The organism is Streptomyces sp. NPDC048461, assembly GCF_055587105.1.
Map to the genome: position 1 here is coordinate 84,406 of NZ_JBVJGW010000004.1, position 23,578 is coordinate 107,983.

Consider the following 23,578-nt stretch of genomic DNA (forward strand, 5'->3'; position numbering starts at 1 on the left):
GGGGCCGGGGGCGTGGGGGTCAGGGGCGGCCCGCGACGAACCACCGCGCGGGCAGTTCCACGGGGGAGCCGTCCGCCCGGTTCTCGCTCATCGCGAGGGTGGTGGGGCCCTCCTCCAGGACGGTGAGACCGGCGCCGCGCAGCAGTGCGGCGACCTCGCCCTCGGCGACCTCGCCGGGGCGGAGGTCGTGCTCCTTGACGCGGCGCAGCTTCGGGGAGGGGCCGCCGGGCTGTTCGGCGATGGCGGCGATGACCCGTTTGGCGTCGCCGGTGGGTTCCAGGACGAGCGCGCGGCCCTGCGCGCCGACGAGGGCGGCGACGGCCGCGGCGACGGCCGGGCGGTCCTCGGGGTCGCTCTGGTGCAGGACGGCCCGCATGTAGACGTGGGTGTCGCCGAGGCGGGCGTGCAGGTCGCGGGCCGGGGCCTGGTCCGCGTCGGCGAGGTTGAGCTGCTCGTACGCGGCGCTGCCGGCGGGGTCGGCGCGACGGGCGTGGGCGACGGCGGCGGCCGAGAGGTCGACGCCGACGGCGCGGGGGAAGCGGGTGGCGAGGTAGCGCGTCTGGGTGCCGTTGCCGCAGCCGAGGTCGGCGATGGGGAGCCCCGGGTCGGCGTGCGGGGTGAGGCGGGGGAGGTCGCGTGCGGCGGTGAGGGAGGGGTCGGCGTCCCAGAAGGGCTCGCCCGGCTCGCCGGAGCTCTGCTCCCAGAAGCCGTCCCAGGACGTGCGGTAGCGGTCGGACACGCTCATGCGGTCTCCCTGTGTGCGGGTGTGCGGGTGTGCGGTGGTGGGGTGTCGTGCTCGTGCGCCGTGTGGCTACCCCGGAAGCGGCCGCCGTAGCCTCGGGGCCATGGTCGACAGGGTCGGGAACGTCGGGAACGCCGTGAACAGCGGGAACGCCATCGAGGTCCCGCCGGGTCTGGTCGAGGCGCAGGCGACGTACGGCGGCGACGCGGGCCGGGCGTTCGTCGCGGGGCTGCCCGCGCTGGCGGGGCGGTTCCTGGAGCGGTGGGAACTGCGGCGTACGGGGCCGGGGATGCACGGCGTGGCCGCGCTGGTGCTGCCGGTGGAGCGGGCGGACGGTACGCGGGCGGCGCTGAAGCTCCAGGCGGTGGACGAGGAGACCGTCGGGGAGCCGGTGGCGCTGCGGGCGTGGGACGGGGACGGCGCCGTACGGCTGTGGGAGCACGACGCGGCGTCGGGGACGATGCTGCTGGAGCGGCTGGACGAACGGCGGCCGCTGACGGCGGTCGCGGAGCGGGACGCGCGCGGGGCGGTGGAGGTGGTCGCCGGGCTGCTGGCGCGACTGACGGCGACGCCGGCTCCGGCGGGCCTGCGGGGGCTCGGCGCGATGGCGGCCGGAATGCTGGAGGACGTACCGGGGGCGCTGGGGCGGCTGGCGGACGGGCGGGACCGGCGGGTGCTGGCGGACTGCGCGGCGGCCCTGGCGGAGGTGGCGGGGGAGCCCGGCGACCGGTTGCTGCACTGGGACCTGCACTACGGCAACGTGCTGGGCGGCGGCGGCGGGGCCGGGGCCGGGGCCGGGGGCCGCGGGGAGTGGCTGGCGATCGACCCGAAGCCGCTGGCGGGCGACCCGGGCTTCGAGCTGCTGCCGGCGATCGTGAACCGGTTCGCGGCGGGTGAGGTGCGGTGGCGGTTCGACCTGCTGACGGAGGCGGTCGGGCTGGACCGGGAACGGGCGCGGGCGTGGACGCTGGCCCGGGTGCTGCAGAACTGCCTGTGGGAGGTGGAGGACGGGGAGGAACGGCTGCCGCAGGAGCAACGGGCGGTGGCGGAGCTGCTGATGGGGCGGGATGTCTAGAGTGCGGGGATGATCCGTAACGCGCGTGTCGCCGACGTTCCCGTCATTCGGGACATGATCCGAGAACTGGCGGAGTACGAGAAGGTGCCGGGGGAGGCCCGCGCGACCGAGGAGCAGCTGCGCGAGGCGCTGTTCGGGGAGCGGCCTGCGGTGTTCGCGCACGTCGCGGAGTCCGAGGACGGCGAGCCCGTCGGCTTCGCGGTGTGGTTCCTGAGCTTCTCGACGTGGCGCGGGGCGCACGGGATCTACCTGGAGGACCTGTACGTACGCCCCGGCGCGCGCGGGGGCGGCCACGGCAAGGCGCTGCTGGCGGAACTGGCGCGGACCTGCGTGGAGCGGGGGTACGAGCGGCTGGAGTGGTCGGTCCTGGACTGGAACACGCCGGCCCTCGACTTCTACCGGTCGGTGGGAGCCGTGTCCATGGACGAGTGGACGGTGAACCGCCTGACGGACGACGCGCTCCGCAAGCTGGCGGGGGCGGAGTAGCGGCGGGCGCCTGCCCGAGTCGGTGGGGGTCAGGGTTCGAGGATGACCTTGCCCGTCGTCGCGCGGGTTTCCAGGGCGTGGTGGGCTGCGGCCGCCTCGGCGAGGGGGAAGCGGGTGAGGGCCGGGCGGAAGCGGCCGGCGGCGGCTTCGGCGAGGGCGCGGGTCTCCAGGGTGCGCAGCGGGTCGGAGGTGCCGACCTGCCGGAACATGGCCGGGCCGAGGACGTTCAGGGTGGTGACGCCGCGGGCGGTCAGGGCGGCTTCCTCGGCGTCGGTGAGGGCCAGGGGGCCGGCGGACCAGCCGAAGACGAGGCGCAGGGCGCCGGGGGCGAGCAGGTCGAGGGCGGTGCGGGTGACGGGGCCGCCCACGGAGTCGAAGAGGACGGTGGCGCCGCCGGGGTACTGCGCGCGGACCCTGTCGGACCAGGCGGGGTCGGTGTAGTCGAGGGCGAGGTGGGCGCCGTTCGCGGCGGCCCGCGCGGTCTTGGCGGGGCCGCCGGCCAGGGCGATGACGGTGGCTCCGGCGTGGACGGCGTACTGGACGATCAGGGTGCCGATGCCGCCGGCGGCGGCGGGGACCAGGGCGACGCTGTCCGGGCCGAGGTCGGCGAACTGGAGGATGCCGAGGGTGGTGCGGCCGGTGCCGATCATGGCGACGGCCGCGGCCGGGCCGAGGCCCGGCGGTACGGGGTGCAGGCGGTCGGCGTCGGCGACGGCGTACTCGGCGTACCCGCCGGGGGCGGGGCCGAGGTGGACGACGACGTCGCGGCCGAGCCAGGCGGGGTCGGTGCCGGGGCCGAGGGCGTCGACGGTACCGGCGACTTCGCGGCCGGGCACGGTGGGGAGTTCGGGGAGGCCGGGGAAGGGGCCCGGGTCGCCCTCGCGCAGGGTGGTGTCGAGGAGGTGCACTCCGGCGGCGGCCACGGCGATGCGGACCTGGCCGGGGGCCGGTACGGGGGTGGGGGCGGGCTCGTAGGTGAGGTTCTCGGCGGGGCCGAAGGCGTGGAGGCGGACGGCGTGCATGGACGGGGGTGCCGGTGTGGGTGTGGGTGTTGGGGTGGGGACCGGTGTCGGGGTGGGGGTCGGTGTCGGCGTGGGGTTCGGTGTCGGGGTCGGCATGGGATCAGGCTGTGACCTCAAGCGTGGTTGAGGTCAAGGGGGGTTGTCGGTGCGGTGCGTCAGGATGGGGGAATGGCGCGAAACGGACAGCAGCAGCAGGGGACGGCCAAGGGCGTGAAGGGCGTGAAGGCGGCGAAGCGGCCGGAGGTGCGGCTGCCGGAGCTCGCGGTGTGGGCGGACGGCGAGCTGGAGCCGGACGGTGACTACGACGGGGTGGAGTTCGCCGACCTGGATCTGACGGGGCAGGAGGGGATCGGGGCCCGGTTCATGGACTGCGCGGTGCGGCGCTGCGTACTCGACGAGGCGGGGCTGGCGAAGGCGCGCGTGCTGGACTCGGTGCTGGAGGGGATCCGGGGAGTGGGGACGGACCTGTCGGGGGCGTCCCTGCGGGACGTGGAGCTGGTGGACGCCCGGCTGGGCGGGGTGCAGTTGCACGGGGCGGTGCTGGAGCGGGTGGTGGTGCGCGGGGGGAAGATCGACTACCTGAACCTGCGGAAGGCGCGGCTCAAGGACGTGGTCTTCGAGGGGTGCGTGCTCGTGGAGCCGGACTTCGCGGGTGCGGTGCTGGAGCGGGTGGAGTTCCGGGACTGCGCGTTGCGCGGGGTGGACTTCACCGGGGTGCGGATGACGGACGTGGACCTGCGGGACGCCGCCGTGCTGGAGATCGCCCGCGGGGTGGAGGCGCTGTCCGGGGCGGTGATCAGCCCGGCGCAGCTGTTCGACCTGGCGCCGGCGTTGGCTGCGCAGCTGGGGGTACGGGTGGTGGCGTAGCGGTACCGGGCCATGGCGCGGGTGCTGCCCCGGGGTGGGTTGCGCGTTGGCTTCGCGCGCGGGCCCGGTGGGCCTGGCGCTGCCCGGGTGGCCTGGGCGGGGGCTCGGGCCGGGTGGGGGCGGGCTGCTCCCGGGGGCCGCGGGGCTCCGCCCCGGACCCCGCGCCTCAAGCGCCGGCGGGGCTGGATTTGGCCCGGTGGGGTTAGGCAGGGACTCGGGGGAAGCGGGACTGGAGGGTCCAGATGGCCGGGTTGTCGGCGAGGCCCTCGTGCATGTCCACGAGGTCCGCGATGACGTCGTGCAGGAAGTCGCGGGCCTCGCGGCGCAGCAGGCGGTGGCTGAAGGTCAGCGGCGCCTCCTCGGCCGGCATCCAGTCGGCCTCGACGTCGACCCACCCGAAGCGGCGCTCGAAGAGCATCCGGTCCGTGGACTCGGTGAAGTCGAGTTCGGCGTACTGGCGGTGGGCGGAGCGGCTGCCGCGCGGGTCCCGGTCGAGCTGCTCGACGATGTCGCACAGGGCCCAGGCGAAGTCCAGTACGGGCACCCATCCCCAGGCTGTGGATACTTCCCGGTCCGCGTGGGTGTCGGCGAGGTAGACGTCCCCGCAGAACAGGTCGTGGCGCAGGGTGCGGACGTCCGCCGAGCGGTAGTCGGTCTGCGGGGGGTCCGGGAAGCGCCGGGAGAGGGAGTAGCCGATGTCGAGCACGTACCCGATGGTGTCACGGGTCCGGGCCGCCCCCGCCCCCGGCCGTGCGGGGGTGCGGCAGTGGCGGGTCACGGGAGGAGGCGTTGCTCCTTCGCCACCGAGACGGCGCCCGCGCGGGTGTCGACGCCGAGCTTGTCGTAGATGCGGCCCAGGTGGGTCTTCACGGTGGCCTCGCTGATGAACAGGGCCCGTGCGATGTCCCGGTTGCCGAGGCCGCGGGCCAGCTGGCCGAGGATGTCCAGCTCGCGGTCGGTCAGGGTGGGGCGGGTGCCGCGCATGTGGGCCATCACACGGCTGGCCACCGGCGGGGAGAGGGTGGTGCGGCCGGCGGCCGCGGAGTGGATGGCGGCGAAGAGCTCCTCGGGCCGTTCCGCCTTCAGCAGGTAGCCGGTGGCGCCCGCGCCGATGGCACGGGTGATGTCGGCGTCCGTGTCGTACGTGGTGAGGACCAGGACGTGCGGGGGCTCGGGCAGGGCCGTGATGCGGCGGGTGGCCTCCACGCCGTCGATGCCCTCGCCCAGCTGGAGGTCCATCAGGACCACGTCGGGCCGCAGTTTGGCGGCCAGGGCGACCGCCTCCTCGCCGCTGCCCGCCTCGCCGAGCACCTCGATGTCCGGCTCGCTGCCGAGCAGGGCGAGCAGTCCGGCGCGGACCACCACGTGGTCGTCGCAGAGCAGGATCGTCGTCATCCGGTGGGCTCCAGGGGGACGGCCGCGGAGAGGACGGTGCCTTCTCCGGGCGTGGATTCGATGGTCAGGGTGCCGCCCAGCTGGCGCACACGGGCGCGCATCGCCGGGAGGCCGTGGCCGCGTTCGGGGGAGCGGGCGCGGGCGCCGGTGTCGGCGATGGTGCCGGGGCCGGTGCCCGTGTCGTCGGGGCCGGTGCGGGGCCCGGCGAAACCGTGGCCGTCGTCGGCCACGTCCAGGACGACCTGGTCGCCCAGGAAGCTGAGGGTGAGGGCGGCGGTACGGGCGCCGGAGTGCTCGCGGACGTTGGCCAGTGCTCCCTGGGCGATGCGCAGCAGGGCCGACTGGACGCGGTCGGGGAGCGGCGCCGCAGTGCCTTCGAGGTGGAAGCGGACCTCGATGTGCGGGCCGGCGTCCAGGGCGCGCAGGGCGTCGGCGAGGCCGGCGCCGTCCGCGAGTTCGGACGGGGCCAGGTCGTGGACGAGGCGGCGGGCCTCGGCGAGGCCGCGTGCGGTGATGCCGGTGGCGGTACGGACGTGCGCGCGGGCGGTGGCGGGGTCGGTGTCCCAGGTGCGGTCGGCGGCCTGGAGCAGCATCTGCTGGCTGGAGAGGTTCTGGGCGAGGGTGTCGTGGATCTCCATGGACAGCCGCTGCCGTTCGGCGAGGGTGCCTTCGCGGCGCTCGGTGGCGGCCAGTTCCCGGCGGGTGCGGATGAGGTCGTCGATCAGGGCCCGCTGGGCCTCGGCCTGGCGCTCCGTGTGAACGAAGACGGCGGTGGCGAGGGCGGCCACGGCGGGCGGGGCGAGGAGCAGGTTCGGGTCGAAGGCGGTGGCGAGCTGGAGCTGCGCGATGACGACGAAGGCGGTGAGGAGGGCGACGAGGACGACGGCCGCGCGGGGGCGCAGCGTGCGCAGGGCGGTGTAGAAGAGCGGGACGGCGCACCAGGCGAAGCTGGGCGCGAGCAGGACGAGGACCACCCAGGTGGCGACGACCAGGCCGAGCCAGAGCAGCCGTCGCAGCGGCGGGGCCGGTGCGGGGCCTCCGGCGGCCCGGGCACCGGGGGGCGGGGTGGCGCCGACCGCGGGGCCGAGCACGTACAGCAGGGACAGGGCGATGCTGAGCGCGATGATCCACGGGGTGCGGGGTTCGCCGGGGTGGCGGAGGAGGAACCGGGCCAGGGAGGCGCCGAGGAGCAGGAAGAACGCCGCGTGCGTGACGGTGGCCAGGGTGCGGGTGTCCGGTCGCCGCGGCGGGGGGTGGCTCACGGGGTCTCCAGGGGTGGGGGGTGCGGCCCTCCCATCCTGCCGGGTCCACGCGGGGCGGCGCGGACCCCTCGCGGGGCTGCGGCGCGGGGGGTCCGGCGCCGTTACGGATGCGCCGGGCCGCGGGGCCGGGTACGGGCGCTGCCGCCCCGCCCGGGCCCGCCGTGCCGGAGCCGGGGTTCCCGCGCGGGCCCGGGCGGCCGGACCGGTGCCGGTGGTCGGGGTGGTCGGGCTGGGGTGGTCGGGGTGGGGTGGGGTTGGGGTGGGGTGGTGTCAGCCAATACCGGGGTGGGGGGCGGCGCATCGGCCGATCGGTTGACCCCCGGGTCAACCGGTGCGGTCGGCGGCGGGAGCCGGTACGGGGACGGGGCGGCGGGGGTTCCGGGCCCAGGCTTGGAGCAGTGAAGGAGCCGGCCCGCCCCGCACCGCCGGAGCGGACGGCCCCACCGATGCCGCCCACCCCCGTGTCACCGTCCTCAGGAGCAGAGATGAACACCCGTACCCGCGTCCTCACCGGTACCGCCCTCGCCGCCGTCATCGGTGCCGGGACCTTCGGGGCCGTCAGCGCCAGCGCCACCGCCGCACCGGCCGGCGCGCCCGCCGCCGCCCCGGCCGCCGCCGCGGCGAAGAAGGACGACGACCGGAACTTCACCACCTCCACCCACCTCACCGTCGACGCCGCCACCCGCGCCGCCCAGGCCGCGCTGGACGCCGCCGAGAAGGAGAACCAGCGCGTGACGGTCGCGGTCGTGGACCGCAACGGCAACACCCTCGTCACCCTGCGCGGCGACGGCGCGGGCCCGCAGTCCTACGAGTCCGCCGAGCGCAAGGCCTTCACCGCCGTGTCCTGGAACGCGCCCACCTCCGTCCTCGCCGGCCGCCTCGCCCAGACCCCGAACCTGAAGGACATCCCCGGCACCCTCTTCCTCGGCGGCGGCACCCCGGTGCAGGCCAAGGGCGCCCCGGTGGCCGGAATCGGCGTCGCCGGCGCCCCCAGCGGCGACCTCGACGAGAAGTTCGCCAAGGCCGGCGTGGACGCGCTGGGCAAGTAGCCCGCCCCTTCACCCGCTTAGGATCGAGTGCGTGGAACACCGCGCCCGATCCCGCTCCTCCCGCCTCGCCGTCCCCGCCGCTGCCGCCCTCCTCGCCCTCACCACGGCGTGTACGGGCGGCACCGTGCAGGGACGGCCGGGCGCGTCGGGGCTGCGCGACCCGTACTTCCCCAAGGCCGGCAACGGCGGCTACCAGGTCGAGCACTACGCCCTGGACCTGGACTACGAACCCGCCGGCAACCGGCTGCGCGGCCGCGCCGTCATCACCGCCCGCGCCGGGCAGGGCCTCAGCTCCTTCAACCTGGACCTGAGCGGGCTGCGCGTCGACGCCGTGACCGTGCAGGGCGAGGGCGCCCGGTACAACCGCACCGGGACCGAGCTGACCGTGCGTCCGGCCGAGGACCTGAAGAAGGGCGAGGTCTTCCGTACGGAGGTCGACTACAGCGGCCACCCGAAGGCCCTCACCGATCCGGACGGCTCCAAGGAGGGGTGGATCACCACCCCGGGAGGCGCCGGGAGCGCGGGCGGCGCGGTCGGCGTCGGCGAGCCGGTCGGCTCGATGACGTGGTTCCCCGGCAACCACCACCCCAGCGACAAGGCCGCGTACGACATCACGCTGACCGTCCCGGACGGCTACGAGGCCGTGTCGAACGGCGCGCTGCGCTCCCGCACCCCGGCCGGCGCCGGGCGGACCGCCTTCGCGTGGCACAGCCCGGAGCCGATGGCGAGCTACCTGGCCACCGCCGTCGTCGGGAAGTACCGGGTGACCACGGGGCGCACGCCCTCCGGAGTGGCCCTCTACAACGCCGTGACGCCCGACGAGGCCGCGTCGAGCGCCGGGGTGCTCGCGCGGCTGCCGGAGATGGTGGAGTGGGGCAGCGGCCGGTTCGGCCCGTACCCCTTCGGCACGGCGGGCGCCGTCGTGCTGCCCGCCGGCACCCTGGGCTACGCGCTGGAGACGCAGACCAAGCCCGTCTTCCCCGGGGCGCCCGGCAGCGAGGAACTGGTCCTGCACGAGCTCGCCCACCAGTGGTTCGGCAACTCGGTGTCGCCCGAGTCCTGGAAGGACATGTGGCTGAACGAGGGCTTCGCCACCTATGCCGAGTGGCTGTGGACCGAGGACCACGACGGGCCCACGGCGCAGGAGGAGTTCGACGCCTTCGTGGAGGGCGACACGGAGGTCGACGAGAACGCCGACTCCGACTGGGACGCCTTCCCGCCGGCCGCCCCGCCCGGACCCGCCGACATCTCCGGGAACCCGGTGTACTACCGCGGGGCGATGGTGCTGCACCGCGTCCGGCAGGAGGTGGGCGACGAGAAGTTCTTCGCGCTCCTGCGCGGCTGGGCCGCCGCGCACCGGCACGGGAACGCGAGCACGGCCGACTTCACCGCCTACGCCGAGAAGTCGACGGGACACGACCTCAAGGACGTCTGGGACGTCTGGCTGTACGGGAAGGACCGCCCGGGCGGGCCCCGCTAGGGAGTGTCGAGCGGCTTGCGCAGCACCACGCAGTCGCGGCCCAGCTCGCGGTCCCGGGCCCGGCGTACGAAGGCGTAGCCGCGGGACTCCCAGAAGGCGAGCGCGCCGGGGTTGTTCTCCAGCACCGCGAGCCGCAGTCCGGCGCGCCCCGCGGCGCGGAAGCGGTCCTCGACCAGGCCCGCCACGGTCCGGCCGTAGCCCTCGCGGTGCGCGGTGGCGTCGATCAGCAGCAGCCCGATCCACGGGTCGGGGTCCTCGGACGCCGGGTCGGGATGGTGGGCGAGGGTGGTGGCGAGGCCGACCAGCCGGCCCGCCGAGCGGGCGAGGAGGACCTCGGCGCCGGGGCGGGAGAGTTCGTCGGCGAGGGCGGCCGCGACCTGCTCGACCGTGATGCGGCCGGGGTCGGGGAAATCGCCGCTCAGTTCGAAGAACGCGTGGTTCGTCGCGTAGAGGGCGGCGATCTCGGTGAGGACCGGGCCGGGCAGGGCGCCGTCCACGGGGACGAGCGGTTGGAGGATCACCTGCCGAACGGTAGCGAAGCCCCCTCCCCGGACGGCCGGGAGGGGGCTTCACCAGCACAGGTGTCCGCCGGGCGGCGGACGCACCAGCGGGCGCGCCGGCGGTCACACCGGCCGGCAACGGGCCGGCGACGGGTCGGCCGGACGATCGGCCTACCCGTCACGCGGTCGATCCGTCACACGGATCAGACGTTGACGCCGAAGTCCTGCGCGATGCCCGTGAGGCCCGAGGCGTAGCCCTGGCCGACCGCGCGGAACTTCCACTCGGCGCCGTTGCGGTAGAGCTCGCCGAAGACCATGGCGGTCTCGGTCGCCGCGTCCTCGGAGAGGTCGTAGCGGGCGATCTCGGTGCCGCCGGCCTGGTTCACGACGCGGATGTACGCGTTGCGGACCTGGCCGAAGTTCTGGTTGCGGGTCTCGGCGTCGTAGATGGAGACCGGGAAGACGATCTTGTCCACGTCGGCCGGCAGGCCGGCGAGGTTGACGTTGATGGCCTCGTCGTCGCCCGCGCCCTCGCCGGTGCGGTTGTCACCGGTGTGGACGATGGTCTGGTCCGGCGTGGACTTGTTGTTGAAGAAGACGAAGTGGCCGTCGGAGACGACCTTGCCGGTCGCGTTGACGGCGATGGCCGAGGCGTCGAGGTCGAAGTCGACACCGGTGGTGGTGCGGGTGTCCCAGCCGAGGCCGACCGTGACGGCAGCCAGACCGGGGGCCTCCTTCGAGAGCGAGACGTTGCCGCCCTTGGACAGGCTTACAGCCATGGGAATGTCCCTTTCCTCATCCAACATGCACGTACAGGCGGCCAAAGTACCGCTGCCCCCTCTAACGCGAGGAGGGGCCTGCCGGGTTCCCGAACGAAATAAGGGTGACGGAGCGGCGGCGGGCACGGATCATAGGGGCATGCCTGGTCCCTATGTCATCCGCGGTTCGGTCGTGCTCCCGGAGGCGGAGCTCGCCTGGCGCTTCTCGCGTTCCTCGGGGCCCGGCGGACAGCACGTGAACACCTCGGACTCCCGCGCGGAACTGCTCTTCGACCTGGCGGCCACCAAGGCGCTGCCCGAGGTGTGGAAGGAACGGGCGCTGGAGCGGCTCGCCTCCCGCCTCGTCGACGGGGTGGTGACCGTACGGGCCTCCGAGCACCGCTCGCAGCTGCGCAACCGGGAGATGGCGCTGGTCCGGCTGACGTCGCTGCTCGCCGAGGCCACGGCGCCGCCGCCGCGGCAGCGCCGGGCGACCAAGATCCCGCGCGGGATCAACGAGCGCCGGCTGCGCGAGAAGAAGGCCAGGGCGGAGACCAAGCGCGGCCGCACCGGCCGCGACTGGTAGCGACTGGTAGCGCGCCGGAAACCGCACGCCCCCCGTACCGTCGCACGCCCCTCCGGGGCGGCGCGCACGCCGTGCGCCGGGGCCTGCGCCCCGTCCGTACGCGCCCGGCCGGGCAGCCTGCCCGGCCCGCCCCGCGGACGCCCCCCGGCCCCGGCTACTGCCCGAGGTGCCGGTAGCGCCCGCGGAAGTACGTGAGCGGCGGCGAGTCCGGCGACGGCAGCCCCGCCGTCAGCACGCGGCCGACGACCAGGGTGTGGTCGCCCGCCTCCACGCGGTTCTCCGTACGGCATTCGAGGGTGGCCAGGGCGCCGCTCAGCAGCGGGGCCCCGGAGGTCTCGCCGCGCACGTACGGGAGGTCCGCGAACAGCAGGCGGTCGCTGATGCGGTTCTTCATCGAGAAGCGGCCCGCGATCTGGAGCTGGTGGTCGGCGAGCACCGAGACCGCCCACAGCGGCTGCTCCGCCAGCAGGTCGTCCATCCGGGAGCCCTCGCGCAGGCTCACGACCACCAGCGGCGGGTCCAGCGAGACGGACATGAAGGCGGTGGCCGTCATGCCGACGTCCTCGCCGCGCGGACCGCCGGCCGTCAGGGGGGCCTCGTGCGCGGTGATCAGGCACACGCCCGCCGCCAGCCGGGCCATCGCGGCGCGGAACTCGTCATTGCTCACGCCCTCAGCATGGGGGGTCGGCTCGGGCAGGGTGGGTACGGGGGTCGTCTGGTGCACGGTGAAACGCTAATCTCGCGCTCCCCGGGCGCACATCGGGCCCCGGCCCGAGTCGCGCCCCCGCCTCTTGTCCTAGGCCCGGGCGTATCGTTTGCTCGCGGGAAGGAGGGGGAGCGCTCCCAGCCCGGGGAGGTCCGTTGCGTACCGTTATTCATCTCATGTGACTTGAGTCACAGAGAGCAAGATTTGTTGACCCTGTGTACCTGCCGCACAGCTCACTGTGATTCAGTGGACGGGACACCGCAACGAAACGCCGATGACAAACCTGGAGTTGCTGTCGAGGTCTCGGGGAGAGCGAGCAATGGAGACCGAGTCGGAGCCGTACGTCCGTCTTGCGACCCTGCGGCAGCTGCACCGGGTGGTGGCCGAGCTCAATACGGCCCGGAGCCTGGCGGACACCCTGCAGACCGTCGTGGACGGCATCGTCGTGGGGCTCGGCTACGAACTCGCCTGTGTCAACCTCGTACGCCCTGACGGGGATCTGGTCGTCGCCGCCTTCGCCGGCGATCCCGCCGCCGAGGCCCTCATCACCGGCCGGGTCGGCTCCCGCGCCTCCTGGGACCGCCGCCTGACGATGGGCGAGAACTGGGACGGCCTGCGCTTCATCCCGCACACCGAGGGCTGGGTCCTCATGGAGGACGACGTCCCCCAGTGGCACACCGAGGGTCCCGAACCGCGCTTCGAGGACGAGTGGCACCCCGAGGACCGGCTCTACGCGCCCATGTACGCGTCCGGCGGGGAACTCCTGGGTGTCATTTCGGTGGACAGGCCGCGCAACGGGCGCCGCCCCGGGGCGTGGGGGCGCGAGGCGCTCCAGATGTACGCCTTCCAGGCGGCGATTGCGATCAGCAACGCCAGGCTCCGCGCGAACATGCAGCGGGCCCTGGTCCGGCTGGAACGCGAGCAGCAGGCGCTCCGTGCCAGCGAGGAGTCGTTCCGCCAGGCCTTCGAGTACGCGCCCAGCGGCATGGCCATCGCCGAGATGGGCGGGGACCAGCACGGCCGCCTGCTGCGGACCAACGACGCGCTGTGCCGGCTGCTCGGCAGACCGGCCTCCGTACTGCGCCGCTACTCCTTCTCCGACCTGGTCCACCCCGAGGACATCGGCACCCTGCTGCGCACCTCCGCCGAGGGCGGCCGCGCCGAGCTGCGCCTCGGCCGCCGCGACGGCACGTACGTGTGGGTCTCGCTGCGCAACTCCGTGGTCGCGGACGCCGCCGACGGGCCGCGGTTCCTGCTGACCCACGTCGAGGACATCGAGGAGCGCAAGCGGCACGAGCTCCAGCTCGCCCACCGGGCCAGCCACGACGCGCTGACCGGCCTGCCCAACAGCGCCGAGCTCAGATCCCGGCTCGGCGCCCGGCTCTGCCGCCGCCCGCAGTCCGTACGGGCCACCGCGGTCGAGGCCCTGGACGCGGCCTACGAGGGCCGCGAGGTGCGCACGGGGTACGAGGTGCACGGCGAGGCGGGTGGTGCGGGTGAGCACGGCTTTCAGCCCGACTTCCAGCCCGACGGTCCCGACCGGTTCGGCGGGGCCGACGCCTTCGAGTTCCCCGGGGCCGTGGCGGGCCCCACGGACGGGCCGTACGACCACCACGTGCACACGGTGGCGCCCGCGACCGACGTCGACGACGGGACGAAGGGGCTCGCGGTGCTCTTCTGCGACCTCGACGGCTTCAAGTCGATCAACGACCGGTTCGGGCACCACACGGGCGACGCGGTCCTGATCGAGGTCGCCCGGCGGCTCACGACCGGCGTCAGGGACGGTGACACCGTCGCCCGGCTGGGTGGTGACGAGTTCGTCGTCCTCGCCGACGGCCTGGGCGCCGCGGACGCCGCCGACCTCGCGGTCCGGCTGCGCAACGCGATCATCCCGCCGATCCGGGTCGACGGCCGCGCGGTGCGCGTGGGGGCGAGTTTCGGGATCGGATGGGCGAGCTGCGGGATGTCCGCCGACGAGGTGCTGCGCTCCGCCGACCAGCGGATGTACATCGAGAAGCGGTCGCGGTCGAAGTCGCACCGCCGGGCCGGATGAGGCGATCGGCCGCTCGTGGGTGCATGCGTTCGGGGTAGGCTCCCGGGGGTCGAAAGGAGTGACCTGCGATGACGACGCCTGCGAACAACGGCTCGCACAGTGGGGCGAACAAGCCCGAGGACGACGATCCGTTCGGCTACCTCTACGAGGACGGTCAGGCAGCCGGTGCCACCCCGCCCGGGCAGGGCGGATACGGCTACCCCGGCCCGGGCGGCGGTCACCCCGGTACGCAGCCCGGTGTCCCGCGGACCTCCCACCACCAGGTGCGCACGGTCGGCGACCGCAGGAGCAGCGGCGGCCCCCGGGGCCCCGTCCCCCAGCAGGGCCAGCCGTCCTACCAGGCGCAGTACCAGGCCCCCGAGGCCCTCCAGGCCGGCGGCTACGGCGTTCCGCCGCAGCAGGGCGGCCCGTCGCAGTCCTCCCAGACCCAGGCGATCTCCACGCACGGCGGCGGCGGTGCCCACGGTCACGGCGGCACCGGACGCGGCGGCGGCTCCAGCCGCAAGGGCCTGCTGATCGCGGCGGTCGCCGTGGTCGGCGCGGTCGTGATCGGCATCGGCGCGGCCCTCGCCTTCGGCGGCGACGGCAAGGAGAAGAACGACGACAAGGCGGGCGGCGGTGACGGCGGTCAGCAGTCGGCCGCCCCGCAGAACCCGGCGTCCCCGGCCCCCAGCGACTCGGCCAAGCCCTCCGAGGCCCCGCTGCCGAAGGGCGAGGCGGCCGGTGCGGGCATGTCCATCACGGGCGGTGCCGCTCTGGAGAGCACCGTGCCGGGGGCGAAGAGCTCGGGCGGCCAGTACGTGGGCCGGTTCAACCAGCCCGGCGCGGCCGTGACGTGGACCCTGGACGTTCCCAAGGCGGGGAAGTACAAGTTCTACGTGCGGTTCGGCATCCCGGGCGAGGACGCGAACGGCACGCTGACCGTCAACGGCAAGGCCAACGAGGCGCCGATCAGCATGCGCAACTTCGCCAAGTCGCCCAAGGGGGACTGGGAGAAGGGCTGGCAGACGACGTGGGGCCAGGTCAACCTCGACAAGGGCGCCAACACGATCAAGCTCTCGTGCGAGGCGGGCAACAGCTGCAACGTCAACATCGACCAGCTGTGGCTGGAGCAGTTCTGACCCGTCGGGCCCCCTAGGCCGCGGTGATCTTGACCGACCCCCGTACCTCCTCGTAGGTGCGGGGGTCGAACTCTCCCGCCACCGGGGCGATGACCGTCGCCGCCGACAGGGCGACCGCACGGGTCAGGCGGGCCGGCCAGTCCAGGCCCTGCGTCAGGGCGGACAGCAGCCCCGCGACCGCGGAGTCGCCGGCCCCGGTGGGGTTGCCGGCCAGCGGGCGCGGCGGGGCGGCCTGCCAGGTGCCGTCGGGGGTGGCGGCCAGCAGCCCGCCCGGGCCGAGCGAGGTGACCACCGCGTGGGCGCCCCGGCGGCGGGCGTCACGGGTGGCGGGGAGCGGGTCGCGGGACCCGGTGAGCTCCGCCAGCTCGGCGGCGTTCGGCTTGATGACCTCCGGCCGGGCGGCGACCCCGCGGCGCAGGGCCTCGCCGGCGGTGTCCAGGAGCACCGGGACCCCGGCCGCGCGGGCGGCCCGTACGAGCACGGCGTACGCGCCCACCGGCACGCCCGGCGGGAGGCTGCCGCACAGGGCCACGGCCTCGGCGCCGGCCAGCAGGGCGTCGTACCGGGTCAGGAACGCCGACCACTCCGGAGCAGTGATCAGCGGGCCCGGCTCGTTGAACTGCGTGGTGTCCCCCGAGGCGGCGTCGACCACGGCCACGGTGCGGCGGGTGGTGCCCGCGCAGGGGACCAGTGCGTCGGTCACCCCGGCGGAGTGCGCCAGCAGGTCCCGTACGACGCCGCCGGTCCGGCCGCCCGCGAAGCCGGTGGCGGTGACCTCGTGGTCGAGCGCGGCCAGGACGCGGGCGACGTTGAGGCCCTTGCCGCCGGGGCGTTCGGCGACGTCCGAGACGCGGTGCGAGGCGTGCGGGAGCAGCCGCGGCACGCGGTAGGTGACGTCCAGCGCCGTGTTGAGCGTGACGGTCAGGATCATGGGCACTCCCGGATCTGTTGCTGCCGGGATCATGCCAAACGGAAGGCGGTCGGCCCAGTCCCGCGGGCCGACCGCCTTCCGTGCGTGTCCTGCCGGCGTGCCGGACCGTCAGGAACCGGCCCGTACGGCCGGGGTGACGATCCATTCGCCGCGGCGCATGACGCCCTTGACGTCGAACGCGGCGTCGAGGACGACCAGGTCGGCGTACTTGCCGGCCTCCAGCGAGCCGATCTCGCCGTACAGGCCGATCAGTTTGGCCGGGTTCGCGGAGATCGCCTGGACCACGGACTCCACCGGCAGCCGGTCCAGGGTCACCGACCGCTTGAAGGCGGTGTCCAGGGTGAGGGTCGAACCGGCGATGGAGCCGCCCTCCACGAGCCGGGCCACGCCCTCCTTGACCTCGACCTCCAGCGGGCCGAGGTGGTAGGTCCCGTCGCCGAAGCCGGCCGCGTCCATCGCGTCGGTGATCAGCGCCACGCGGTGCGCGCCGGCGTGGTGGAAGGCCAGCTCCAGCATGGCCGGGTGCAGGTGGACGCCGTCGTTGATCAGCTCGACGGTGACCCGCTCGTCCTCCAGCAGCGCCGCGATGGGGCCCGGGGCGCGGTGCTCCAGGCCCGGCATGGCGTTGTAGAGGTGGGTGGCCACGGTCGCGCCCGCGTCGATGGCCTGGCGGGTCTGCTCGTACGTGGAGTCGGTGTGGCCGATGGCCGCGATGACCCCGTGCTCGGCGAGGAGCCGTACGGAGTCCAGGCCGCCCGGCAGCTCGGTGGCGAGGGTGACCATCCGGGCGGCGCCCTGCGCGGCGTCGATCAGCTTGCGGACCTCGGCCGGGTCGGGGTGGCGGAGCAGCTCCTCCTTGTGCGCGCCCTTGCGGCAGGGGTTGATGAACGGCCCCTCGAAGTGGATGCCCGCGATCTCGCCCTGCTGGGTCAGCTCGGCGAGCAGCCCGGCGCGGCGGGCGAGCTCGTCCAGGTCGCCGGTGACGGTGGAGGCGACCAGGGTGGTGGTCCCGTGCTCGCGGTGCGTCCGTACGCCCTTGAGGACCTCCTCGGGGGTGCCGGAGGTGAACGAGGCGCCGCCGCCGCCGTGGTTGTGCACGTCGACGAAGCCGGGGACGATCCAGTGCCCGGTCAGGTCCAGGACGTTCGCGCCCTCCCGGGCGCTGCCGGCGATGCGGGTGCCGTCGACGATGACCCGGCCGTTGGCGACGGTTCCGGTGGGCAGCACCACCCTGGCGCCGGAGAGAACGGTGCTGTGAGCGCTTCCGGACATCAGGCGGGTACCTCCGTGGCGAGTAGGTCCCAGGCGAGCAGCCCTGCGCCCAGGCATCCGGCCGTGTCCCCGAGGGCCGCCGGAACGATGTGCGGCAGCCGCTGGAACGTCACGCGCTCCTCGACGGCCGTCCGTAGTGGTGTGAACAAGGTTTCCCCGGCCTCGGCCAGCCCGCCACCGATGATCAGCGTGCGCGGGTCCAGCAGGGTGATCGCCGTGACCAGGCCGTCGGCGAGCGCGCCGACCGCCGCCAGCCAGACCGTGCGGGCGCGCTCGTCGCCGGCCTCGACGGCCTCGGCGCACTGCGCGGCGTCCGCCGCGGGGTCGCCGGAGGCCGCCGCCCACGCGCGGGAGACGGCGGAGGCGGAGGCGAGCGTCTCCAGGCAGCCGCGCTGGCCGCAGCCGCACGCGGGGCCGCCGGGGCGCACCACGATGTGACCGATCTCGCCCGCGTAGCCGTGGGCGCCGGCCTCGATGCGGCCGGCGATCCCGATGGCGCCGGCGATGCCGGTGCCCAGGGGGACGAAGAGGAAGCGGTCGGCGCCGCGGCCGGCGCCGATGCGGCCCTCGGCGAGGCCGCCCGTGCGGACGTCGTGGCCCAGGGCCACCGGGATGCCGCCCAGGCGTCTGCCGATCAGGGCGCGCAGGGGGACGTCGCGCCAGCCCAGGTTCGCCGCGTAGACGGCGATCCCGTTCTCGGCGTCGACGATGCCGGGTACGGCGACCCCTGCGGCCGAGGCGGGCCGCCCGAAGCGCTCCTCGCCGGTGCGCAGCAGCTCCGCGGCGAAGTCCTGGATCGTCTCGACGACGGCGTCGGGGCCCCGCTCGCGGTCCGTGGCGCGGCGCGCCTCGTGCAGCAGGGTGCCGTCGTCGGCGACGAGGGCGGCCTTCATCCCGGTGCCGCCCACATCGAGGGCGATGACGTGTTTCACGGGTTTCACAGGTGACAGTCTCGCGTGCTCGACGGGGAAAGGTCTAGTCCATTGGGAGGGATTGTTGAGTGGCCATACAAAATCGGGACGCCGGTCCGGGTACGAAGCGGACACGGACCGCTCCCGGGATGTGAGCCAGTCGCCAAAGTGGTGTAGACCTTACGTGGATCGTACGTACAACAAGGGGTGGAACGAGAACTGTGAAGCGCCGTTACCTGAGCCTGGCCGCCTCCGGCGCCGCACTCTGCCTGACGGGCGTGACGCTGACGGGCTGCGGAGCCGTCGACGGACTCGCCGGGGACAACGAGGTGACCCTCCGGGTCGTGGCGGCCGACTACGGGGACAATCCGCAGAACTCCTCCGCCGGCTACTGGAAGGACCTCGGCGACGCCTTCGCGAAGGAGCACCCCGGCATCAAGGTCGAGGTCAGCGTCTTCAACTGGTCGGAGGTCGACGCCAAGGTCGCGGCGATGGTCAAGGCCGGCAAGGCCCCCGACATCGCCCAGATCGGCGCCTACGCCGACTACGCGGCCGACGGCAAGCTGTACACCGCGGACGAGCTGCTCTCCGTGAAGACCGAGGCGGACTTCCTGGCGCCGCTCGCCGACGCGGGCAAGGTCAAGCGGGTCCAGTACGGCCTGCCCTTCGTCGCCAGCACCCGGCTGCTCTTCTACAACGAGAAGCTGCTCGGCGAGGCCGGCGTCGTCCCCAAGGACGGCAGGACCGCCTGGCAGCCGAAGAGCTGGAGCGAGCTGGAGGCCGCCGCGAAGAAGCTGAAGGGCTCCGGCGTCCCGACCCCCTTCGCGCTGCCGCTGGGCCGCGAGGAGGCCCAGGCCGAGACGATGATGTGGATGCTCGCGGGCGGCGGCGGCTACACGGACAACGAGGAGAACTACTCCCTCGACTCCGCCGACAACACCAAGACGCTGGAGTTCCTGCGGGACAAGCTGGTCGGCCAGGGCCTGACCGGCTCGGTCGAGCCGGGCAAGCTGGACCGGCAGGCCGCCTTCGACGCCTTCGCGCGCGGCGAGGTCGGCATGCTCAACGGCCACCCGACGCTGCTCAAGCAGGCCGGCGACCGGGGCGTGAAGTTCGGCATGGTGGCCCTGCCGACCGCCGACGGCACCGACCACCCGACGATGGGCGTCGCGGACTGGGTGATGGCCTTCAAGAACGGGCACCGCAAGGAGTCCGGCAAGTTCCTCGACTACCTGTACGAGGCGAAGAACGTGACGGCCTTCACCGAGAAGTACGACCTCCTGCCGGTCACCACGAGCGGCTACCGGGCCGCCGAGGCGGGCACGGGCGGCTCCTCCCCGCAGCTCAAGACGTTCCTGGCGGCCCTGCCGAACTCCCGGCTCTACCCCGTCGGCAAGGAGTCCTGGGCGGGCGTGAGCGAGGACATCAAGCAGAAGATCGGCAAGACCGTGCAGCCCGGCGGCCAGCCCGCGAAGGTGCTGGAGGAGATCGCCACGGCGGCCCGCAAGGCCGACCCGAGCTGACCGGCGCCCGCCGGTACGCCCGCCGGACCACCGGCCCGCCCGGCGCGGGCCGGTGTCGGCGGGCGGCGTTAATCTGGCCGTATGACGGACGAGGGGCGGCTGACGGCCACGGAGGCCGAGGTGCTCGCGTACGAGGCCCGGACCTGGCCGGGACCCGGCGCCAAGGAGCGGGCGGTACGGGAGGGACTGGGGATGACCCCGGTCCGGTACTACCAGCTGCTCAACGCGCTGATGGACGATCCCCGGGCGCTCGCCCACGCCCCGGGCACGGTGAACCGGCTGCGACGCATCCGCGAGGCCCAGCGGGCGCGGCGGTGACCGAACGGGGCCGGTCGCCGCGGACCGGTACCGCGCCGTAGCCGTCGCCGGGCTCGCCCGTTAGGGTCGTCCGTATGGGGAGCCATCCGCACGACCTGCCGATGCCCGTCACCGCAGCCGGACGCGAGGGCCTCGAAGCCCTGCTCCGCGCGCCCCGCCGCTCCGTGGTCGCCCTCGACTTCGACGGCACCCTGGCCGACATCGTTCCCGACCCCGACCAGGCCCGCGCCCACCCCGGAGCCGTGCCGGCCCTCGCCGCGCTCGCCCCCGAGGTCGCCTCCGTGGCCGTGGTCACCGGCCGCCCGGCGGGCGTCGCCGTACGCTACGGCGGCTTCGCCGGCGTCCCCGGACTCGAACACCTCGTGGTGCTCGGGCACTACGGCGCCGAGCGCTGGGACGCCGTCACCGGCACCGTCCACGCCCCGGCCGAGCACCCCGGGGTCGCGGCGGTCCGGGCGGAGCTGCCGGGGTTCCTGGAGTCGATCGGGGCCTGGCGCGGCACCTGGATCGAGGAGAAGGGCCAGGCGCTGGCCGTCCACACCCGGCGCGCCGCCGACCCCGCCGCCGCCTTCGACGCCCTGCGCGAGCCGCTGGCCGACCTGGCCGCCCGGCACGGGCTGATGGTGGAGCCCGGCCGGGCCGTGCTGGAGCTGCGGCCCCCGGGCATGGACAAGGGCGTCGCCCTCACCGAGTTCCTGGAGGAGACCGGCGCCGAGGCGGTGCTGTACGCCGGGGACGACCTGGGCGACCTCGCCGCGTACGCCGCCGTCGAGAAGCGGCGGACCGACGGGCACCCGGGCCTGCTGGTGTGCAGCGGCTCCGCGGAGGTCCCGGAACTGGCCTCGCGGGCCGACATCGTCCTCGCCGGCCCCGCCCAGGTCGTCGCCCTGCTGGCCGCCCTGGCGGACGCGCTGCGGTCCTGACCCCCGCGCCGGGCGCGCGCGGCTCCGGGGTCCGGCCCCGGAACCCGCGCCGCCCCGGCGGGTCAGGACTCCGGGGCGTCCAGGGCGTCGAGCTGGGCGCGGAACCAGGCCGCCGGGGGCAGCGCCGTGGCCGCCGCCGCCAGCCGCTTCGTACGCTCCGCGCGCTCCGGCTCCGGCATGGTCAGCGCCTCGTTCAGGGCCTCGGCCGTCCGCGTCACGTCGAACGGGTTCACCGTCAGCGCGTGGTCGCGGAGCTCCTCGTACGCCCCCGCGCCCGTCGACAGCACCAGGGCGCAGCCGGCCTCGGACACCACCGGGATCTCCTTCGCCACCAGGTTCATCCCGTCGCGCACCGGGTTCACCAGGGCCACGTCCGCCAGCCGGTACGCGGCGAGCGAGCGCGCGAAGTCGTCCTTCACCGACACCAGCACCGGCTCCCAGCCCTCCGTGCCGAACTCCGCGTTGATCTCGGCCGCCAGCTCGGCCACCGCCGCCGTGTAGTCCCGGTACACCTTGAGGTCCTGCCGCGACGGGTACGCGGAGGCCAGGTGCACCACCCGGCTGCGCCACTCGGGGTGGACCGTCAGCAGCTCCCGGTAGGCCAGCAGCCCGCGCAGGATGTTCTTCGACAGCTCGGTGCGGTCCACGCGGACGATCGTCCTGCGGTCACCGACCTCCGCCCGCAGCTCCGCCAGCTTCGCGTCGACCTCGGGCCGGTGCGCGAGCGCCCGCAGGTCGTCGCCGTCCACGCCCAGGGGGAAGGCGGTCACCTCGGTGAAGCGGGGCTCCTCCGGCCGCTCCTCGCGCCGCCCGTCCTCCACCGTCCTGCGGTGCCGCACCCCGCTGGGCCCGGCGGCGGGCCAGAAGCCCTCCGCGACGCCGCTCGCGTCGTCGGCCTGCGCCCCCGCGACGAAGTTCCGCGCCCACTCGCCCGTGTGGAAGCCCAGCACGTCGGCGCCGAGCATCCCCCACACCAGCTGCTGGCGGACGTCGTCGGGAAGCATGCCGAGGACGTCGGGCGAGGCCCACGGGGTGTGCGTGAAGTGGGCGATCCGCAGGTCCGGCCGCAGCTCCCGCAGCTGCCCGGGGACCAGCGCCAGGTGGTAGTCCTGCACCAGGACGCGGGCGCCGGGCGCCGCCTCCTGCGCGAGGGCCTGCGCGAAGGCGCGGTTGTACTCGGTGTACGAGTCCCACTGCCGGCGGAACCGCGCGTCGAAGACCGGCTCGCGCGGGACGTCGTACAGGTGGTGGTGGGTGAACCAGAGCACGGAGTTCGCGATGCCGTTGTACGCGTCGTCGTACACCGTGGGATCGATGTCCAGCATCCGGACGCCGGGCTCGGAGACGCCCCGGCGCACCGCCTCCCGGTCGGGGTCCGAGAGCGCCGCGCAGATCCACAGCGCGTCCGGCTGCTCCGCGAGGGCCGCGGAGAGCCCGGAGACGAGTCCGCCCCCGCCGCGGCGGGCGCTGAGCTCGCCGTCGCCGGAGAGGGCGTAGGAGAGCGGGCCGCGGTTCGCTGCAACGAGTACCTGAGAAGCCATGCCGCCAACCTAGCCGGGCCCGGGCCCCCTCAAACCGTCCGATTCGTCACGCCACGCGGCGTACGGCGTACTCCTCGACCTCGCACATCGGCGGCCGCTCCTCGGTGTCCACCGCGTAGGTGCGCGGCACGAAGCCGTCCGGGCCCCGCTCGAACTGCGTCAGCTCCGGCCGTACGAGGTGCCCGCGCGAGAGCCGCAGTTGCGCCGTGCGGTAGATCGCCGCGGCCATCCGGCCCAGCGCCTGCCCGTCCTGGTGGCGGTGGACCCGTACGCCCACGTCGACCTGGGCCAGCGCGTCCAGCCCGACGGTGTGCAGCGCGTCCACCAGCAGGCCCAGCTCGACCCCGTACCCGACGGGGAAGGGGAGCCGCTCCAGCAGCGAGCGCCGCACGGCGTACTCGCCGCCCAGCGGCTGGACGAAGCCCGCCAGCTGCGGCCAGTGGAGGTTGAGCAGGGGCCGGGCGACCAGTTCCGTCACCCGCCCGCCCTGGCCCGGGGCGCCGCCCAGCGGGCGGTCGTACATCGCCTTGACGAACTGCACCTCGGGGTCGGTCAGCAGCGGTCCCACGATGCCGGAGACGAAGGAGGCCGAGAAGTCCCGCAGGTCGGCGTCGACGAAGCACACGACGTCCCCGGTCGTGGCCAGCAGCGAGCGCCACAGCACCTCGCCCTTGCCGGGCAGCGCCGGGATGCGGGGCAGGATCCCGTCGCGGTGCTCCACCCGGGCGCCGGCCTTCGCCGCCACCTCCGCGGTCCGGTCGGTGGAACCCGAGTCGACGACGAGGAGTTCGTCCACCAGGGGGACGGGCAGTCCCTCCATCAGCTCGCGCCGGATCACCTCGACGATCTCGCCGACCGTCGCCTCCTCGTCGAGCGCGGGCAGCACCACGCTGACCGTGGCGCCCGTCGCCCGCTTCCGTTCGATCAGCTGGGCGAGCGGTCGGTCGGCGGCGGCCCAGGAACGCTCGGCCAGCCAGCGCTCCACCTCTTCCAGCACTCTCGGCACTCCCTGGTTACTCGGCGGTATAAGCCGAAATGTGATCCATCTCGCGGTTCG

Annotated in this window: 24 protein-coding genes; 11 read left to right on the forward strand and 13 right to left on the reverse strand. The window is 74.4% G+C overall.

Translation table 11 applies throughout. From position 1 onward, the window contains the following. Window positions 1-19: 19 nt before the first annotated feature. Window positions 20-745 carry a class I SAM-dependent methyltransferase gene (locus ACZ6S8_RS08545; protein ID WP_469453730.1) on the reverse strand — a complete coding sequence of 242 codons (726 nt, stop codon included), beginning with the start codon at window positions 743-745 and terminating at the stop codon, window positions 20-22. Between the two features lie 133 nt (window positions 746-878). Between ACZ6S8_RS08545 and ACZ6S8_RS08550 the strand changes: the two genes are divergently transcribed. After that, a complete protein-coding gene (locus ACZ6S8_RS08550) occupies window positions 879-1,817 on the forward strand; it encodes an aminoglycoside phosphotransferase family protein (protein ID WP_469454313.1) in 939 nt (312 codons plus the stop codon). Between the two features lie 9 nt (window positions 1,818-1,826). After that, a complete protein-coding gene (locus ACZ6S8_RS08555; RefSeq protein ID WP_469453732.1) occupies window positions 1,827-2,303 on the forward strand; it encodes a GNAT family N-acetyltransferase in 477 nt (158 codons plus the stop codon). 29 nt (window positions 2,304-2,332) lie between these two features. On the opposite strand, the gene ACZ6S8_RS08560 is transcribed toward ACZ6S8_RS08555, so the two are convergent. Continuing rightward, window positions 2,333-3,325, reverse strand: a complete 993-nt coding sequence (locus ACZ6S8_RS08560) for a zinc-binding dehydrogenase (protein WP_469453734.1) — start codon at window positions 3,323-3,325, stop codon at window positions 2,333-2,335. A 168-nt stretch (window positions 3,326-3,493) separates the two neighbouring features. Here ACZ6S8_RS08560 and ACZ6S8_RS08565 point away from each other — a divergent pair, with 168 nt between their 5' ends. Continuing rightward, window positions 3,494-4,192 (forward strand): pentapeptide repeat-containing protein, encoded by a 699-nt coding sequence (locus ACZ6S8_RS08565; RefSeq protein WP_469453736.1) that lies wholly within the window; start codon window positions 3,494-3,496, stop codon window positions 4,190-4,192. A 202-nt stretch (window positions 4,193-4,394) separates the two neighbouring features. On the opposite strand, the gene ACZ6S8_RS08570 is transcribed toward ACZ6S8_RS08565, so the two are convergent. The 3 genes from ACZ6S8_RS08570 to ACZ6S8_RS08580 form a co-directional block, all read right to left on the reverse strand. Further along, window positions 4,395-4,898 carry a hypothetical protein gene (locus ACZ6S8_RS08570; RefSeq protein WP_469454315.1) on the reverse strand — a complete coding sequence of 168 codons (504 nt, stop codon included), beginning with the start codon at window positions 4,896-4,898 and terminating at the stop codon, window positions 4,395-4,397. 68 nt (window positions 4,899-4,966) lie between these two features. Beyond that, complete coding sequence (locus tag ACZ6S8_RS08575; RefSeq protein WP_469453738.1) at window positions 4,967-5,587, reverse strand: response regulator; 621 nt, start codon at window positions 5,585-5,587, stop codon at window positions 4,967-4,969. Next, window positions 5,584-6,849: a sensor histidine kinase gene (locus tag ACZ6S8_RS08580; protein ID WP_469453740.1), complete on the reverse strand. Its 1,266-nt coding sequence runs from the start codon at window positions 6,847-6,849 to the stop codon at window positions 5,584-5,586. The genes ACZ6S8_RS08575 and ACZ6S8_RS08580 overlap by 4 nt, the downstream gene beginning before the upstream one ends. 485 nt (window positions 6,850-7,334) lie before the next feature. Here ACZ6S8_RS08580 and ACZ6S8_RS08585 point away from each other — a divergent pair, with 485 nt between their 5' ends. Beyond that, window positions 7,335-7,898 (forward strand): GlcG/HbpS family heme-binding protein, encoded by a 564-nt coding sequence (locus ACZ6S8_RS08585; RefSeq protein WP_469453741.1) that lies wholly within the window; start codon window positions 7,335-7,337, stop codon window positions 7,896-7,898. A 31-nt stretch (window positions 7,899-7,929) separates the two neighbouring features. Next, a complete protein-coding gene (locus ACZ6S8_RS08590; RefSeq protein ID WP_469453742.1) occupies window positions 7,930-9,378 on the forward strand; it encodes a M1 family metallopeptidase in 1,449 nt (482 codons plus the stop codon). Here the strand turns inward: ACZ6S8_RS08590 and ACZ6S8_RS08595 are convergent. Further along, window positions 9,375-9,899, reverse strand: coding sequence for a GNAT family N-acetyltransferase (locus ACZ6S8_RS08595; protein WP_469453743.1), 525 nt, complete (start codon window positions 9,897-9,899; stop codon window positions 9,375-9,377). The two genes, ACZ6S8_RS08590 and ACZ6S8_RS08595, sit on opposite strands and share 4 nt — an antisense overlap. A gap of 182 nt (window positions 9,900-10,081) precedes the next feature. Continuing rightward, entirely contained in the window at window positions 10,082-10,657 is a 576-nt protein-coding gene (locus ACZ6S8_RS08600) for a TerD family protein (protein WP_267724528.1), read from the reverse strand. 139 nt (window positions 10,658-10,796) lie between these two features. On the opposite strand from ACZ6S8_RS08600, the gene arfB reads away from it, so the two are divergent. Continuing rightward, entirely contained in the window at window positions 10,797-11,222 is a 426-nt protein-coding gene (gene arfB, locus ACZ6S8_RS08605; RefSeq protein ID WP_469453745.1) for an alternative ribosome rescue aminoacyl-tRNA hydrolase ArfB, read from the forward strand. 154 nt (window positions 11,223-11,376) lie between these two features. Here the strand turns inward: arfB and ACZ6S8_RS08610 are convergent, their stop codons facing one another. Next, the gene (locus tag ACZ6S8_RS08610; protein WP_469454317.1) at window positions 11,377-11,862 is read right to left on the reverse strand and encodes a flavin reductase family protein; all 486 of its coding nucleotides are present in this window, start codon (window positions 11,860-11,862) and stop codon (window positions 11,377-11,379) included. A 385-nt stretch (window positions 11,863-12,247) separates the two neighbouring features. Between ACZ6S8_RS08610 and cdgB the strand changes: the two genes are divergently transcribed. Then, window positions 12,248-13,981 (forward strand): diguanylate cyclase CdgB, encoded by a 1,734-nt coding sequence (cdgB, locus tag ACZ6S8_RS08615; protein WP_469453747.1) that lies wholly within the window; start codon window positions 12,248-12,250, stop codon window positions 13,979-13,981. Window positions 13,982-14,049: 68 nt separating this feature from the next. Further along, window positions 14,050-15,102: a CBM35 domain-containing protein gene (locus ACZ6S8_RS08620; RefSeq protein ID WP_469453749.1), complete on the forward strand. Its 1,053-nt coding sequence runs from the start codon at window positions 14,050-14,052 to the stop codon at window positions 15,100-15,102. 13 nt (window positions 15,103-15,115) lie between these two features. On the opposite strand, the gene ACZ6S8_RS08625 is transcribed toward ACZ6S8_RS08620, so the two are convergent. The 3 genes from ACZ6S8_RS08625 to ACZ6S8_RS08635 all read right to left on the reverse strand — a co-directional run bounded on the left by ACZ6S8_RS08625 (window position 15,116) and on the right by ACZ6S8_RS08635 (window position 18,237). Continuing rightward, window positions 15,116-16,033 carry a 1-phosphofructokinase family hexose kinase gene (locus tag ACZ6S8_RS08625; RefSeq protein ID WP_469453751.1) on the reverse strand — a complete coding sequence of 306 codons (918 nt, stop codon included), beginning with the start codon at window positions 16,031-16,033 and terminating at the stop codon, window positions 15,116-15,118. A gap of 108 nt (window positions 16,034-16,141) precedes the next feature. Beyond that, on the reverse strand, window positions 16,142-17,305 hold the full coding sequence (gene nagA, locus ACZ6S8_RS08630) for an N-acetylglucosamine-6-phosphate deacetylase (RefSeq protein WP_469453753.1): 1,164 nt from the start codon (window positions 17,303-17,305) through the stop codon (window positions 16,142-16,144). Then, the gene (locus tag ACZ6S8_RS08635; RefSeq protein ID WP_469454318.1) at window positions 17,305-18,237 is read right to left on the reverse strand and encodes an ROK family protein; all 933 of its coding nucleotides are present in this window, start codon (window positions 18,235-18,237) and stop codon (window positions 17,305-17,307) included. The genes nagA and ACZ6S8_RS08635 overlap by 1 nt, the downstream gene beginning before the upstream one ends. 200 nt (window positions 18,238-18,437) lie before the next feature. Here ACZ6S8_RS08635 and ACZ6S8_RS08640 point away from each other — a divergent pair, with 200 nt between their 5' ends. From ACZ6S8_RS08640 to otsB, 3 genes are all read left to right on the forward strand, one after another. Beyond that, window positions 18,438-19,739 (forward strand): extracellular solute-binding protein, encoded by a 1,302-nt coding sequence (locus tag ACZ6S8_RS08640; protein WP_469453755.1) that lies wholly within the window; start codon window positions 18,438-18,440, stop codon window positions 19,737-19,739. 81 nt (window positions 19,740-19,820) lie between these two features. Continuing rightward, window positions 19,821-20,057, forward strand: coding sequence for a DUF3263 domain-containing protein (locus ACZ6S8_RS08645; RefSeq protein WP_267724545.1), 237 nt, complete (start codon window positions 19,821-19,823; stop codon window positions 20,055-20,057). A 74-nt stretch (window positions 20,058-20,131) separates the two neighbouring features. After that, a complete protein-coding gene (otsB, locus tag ACZ6S8_RS08650; protein ID WP_469453757.1) occupies window positions 20,132-20,980 on the forward strand; it encodes a trehalose-phosphatase in 849 nt (282 codons plus the stop codon). A 62-nt stretch (window positions 20,981-21,042) separates the two neighbouring features. On the opposite strand, the gene ACZ6S8_RS08655 is transcribed toward otsB, so the two are convergent. Further along, window positions 21,043-22,521 (reverse strand): alpha,alpha-trehalose-phosphate synthase (UDP-forming), encoded by a 1,479-nt coding sequence (locus ACZ6S8_RS08655; protein WP_469453759.1) that lies wholly within the window; start codon window positions 22,519-22,521, stop codon window positions 21,043-21,045. A gap of 46 nt (window positions 22,522-22,567) precedes the next feature. Then, window positions 22,568-23,518 (reverse strand): glucosyl-3-phosphoglycerate synthase, encoded by a 951-nt coding sequence (locus ACZ6S8_RS08660; protein WP_469453761.1) that lies wholly within the window; start codon window positions 23,516-23,518, stop codon window positions 22,568-22,570. Between the last annotated feature and the right edge of the window lie 60 nt (window positions 23,519-23,578).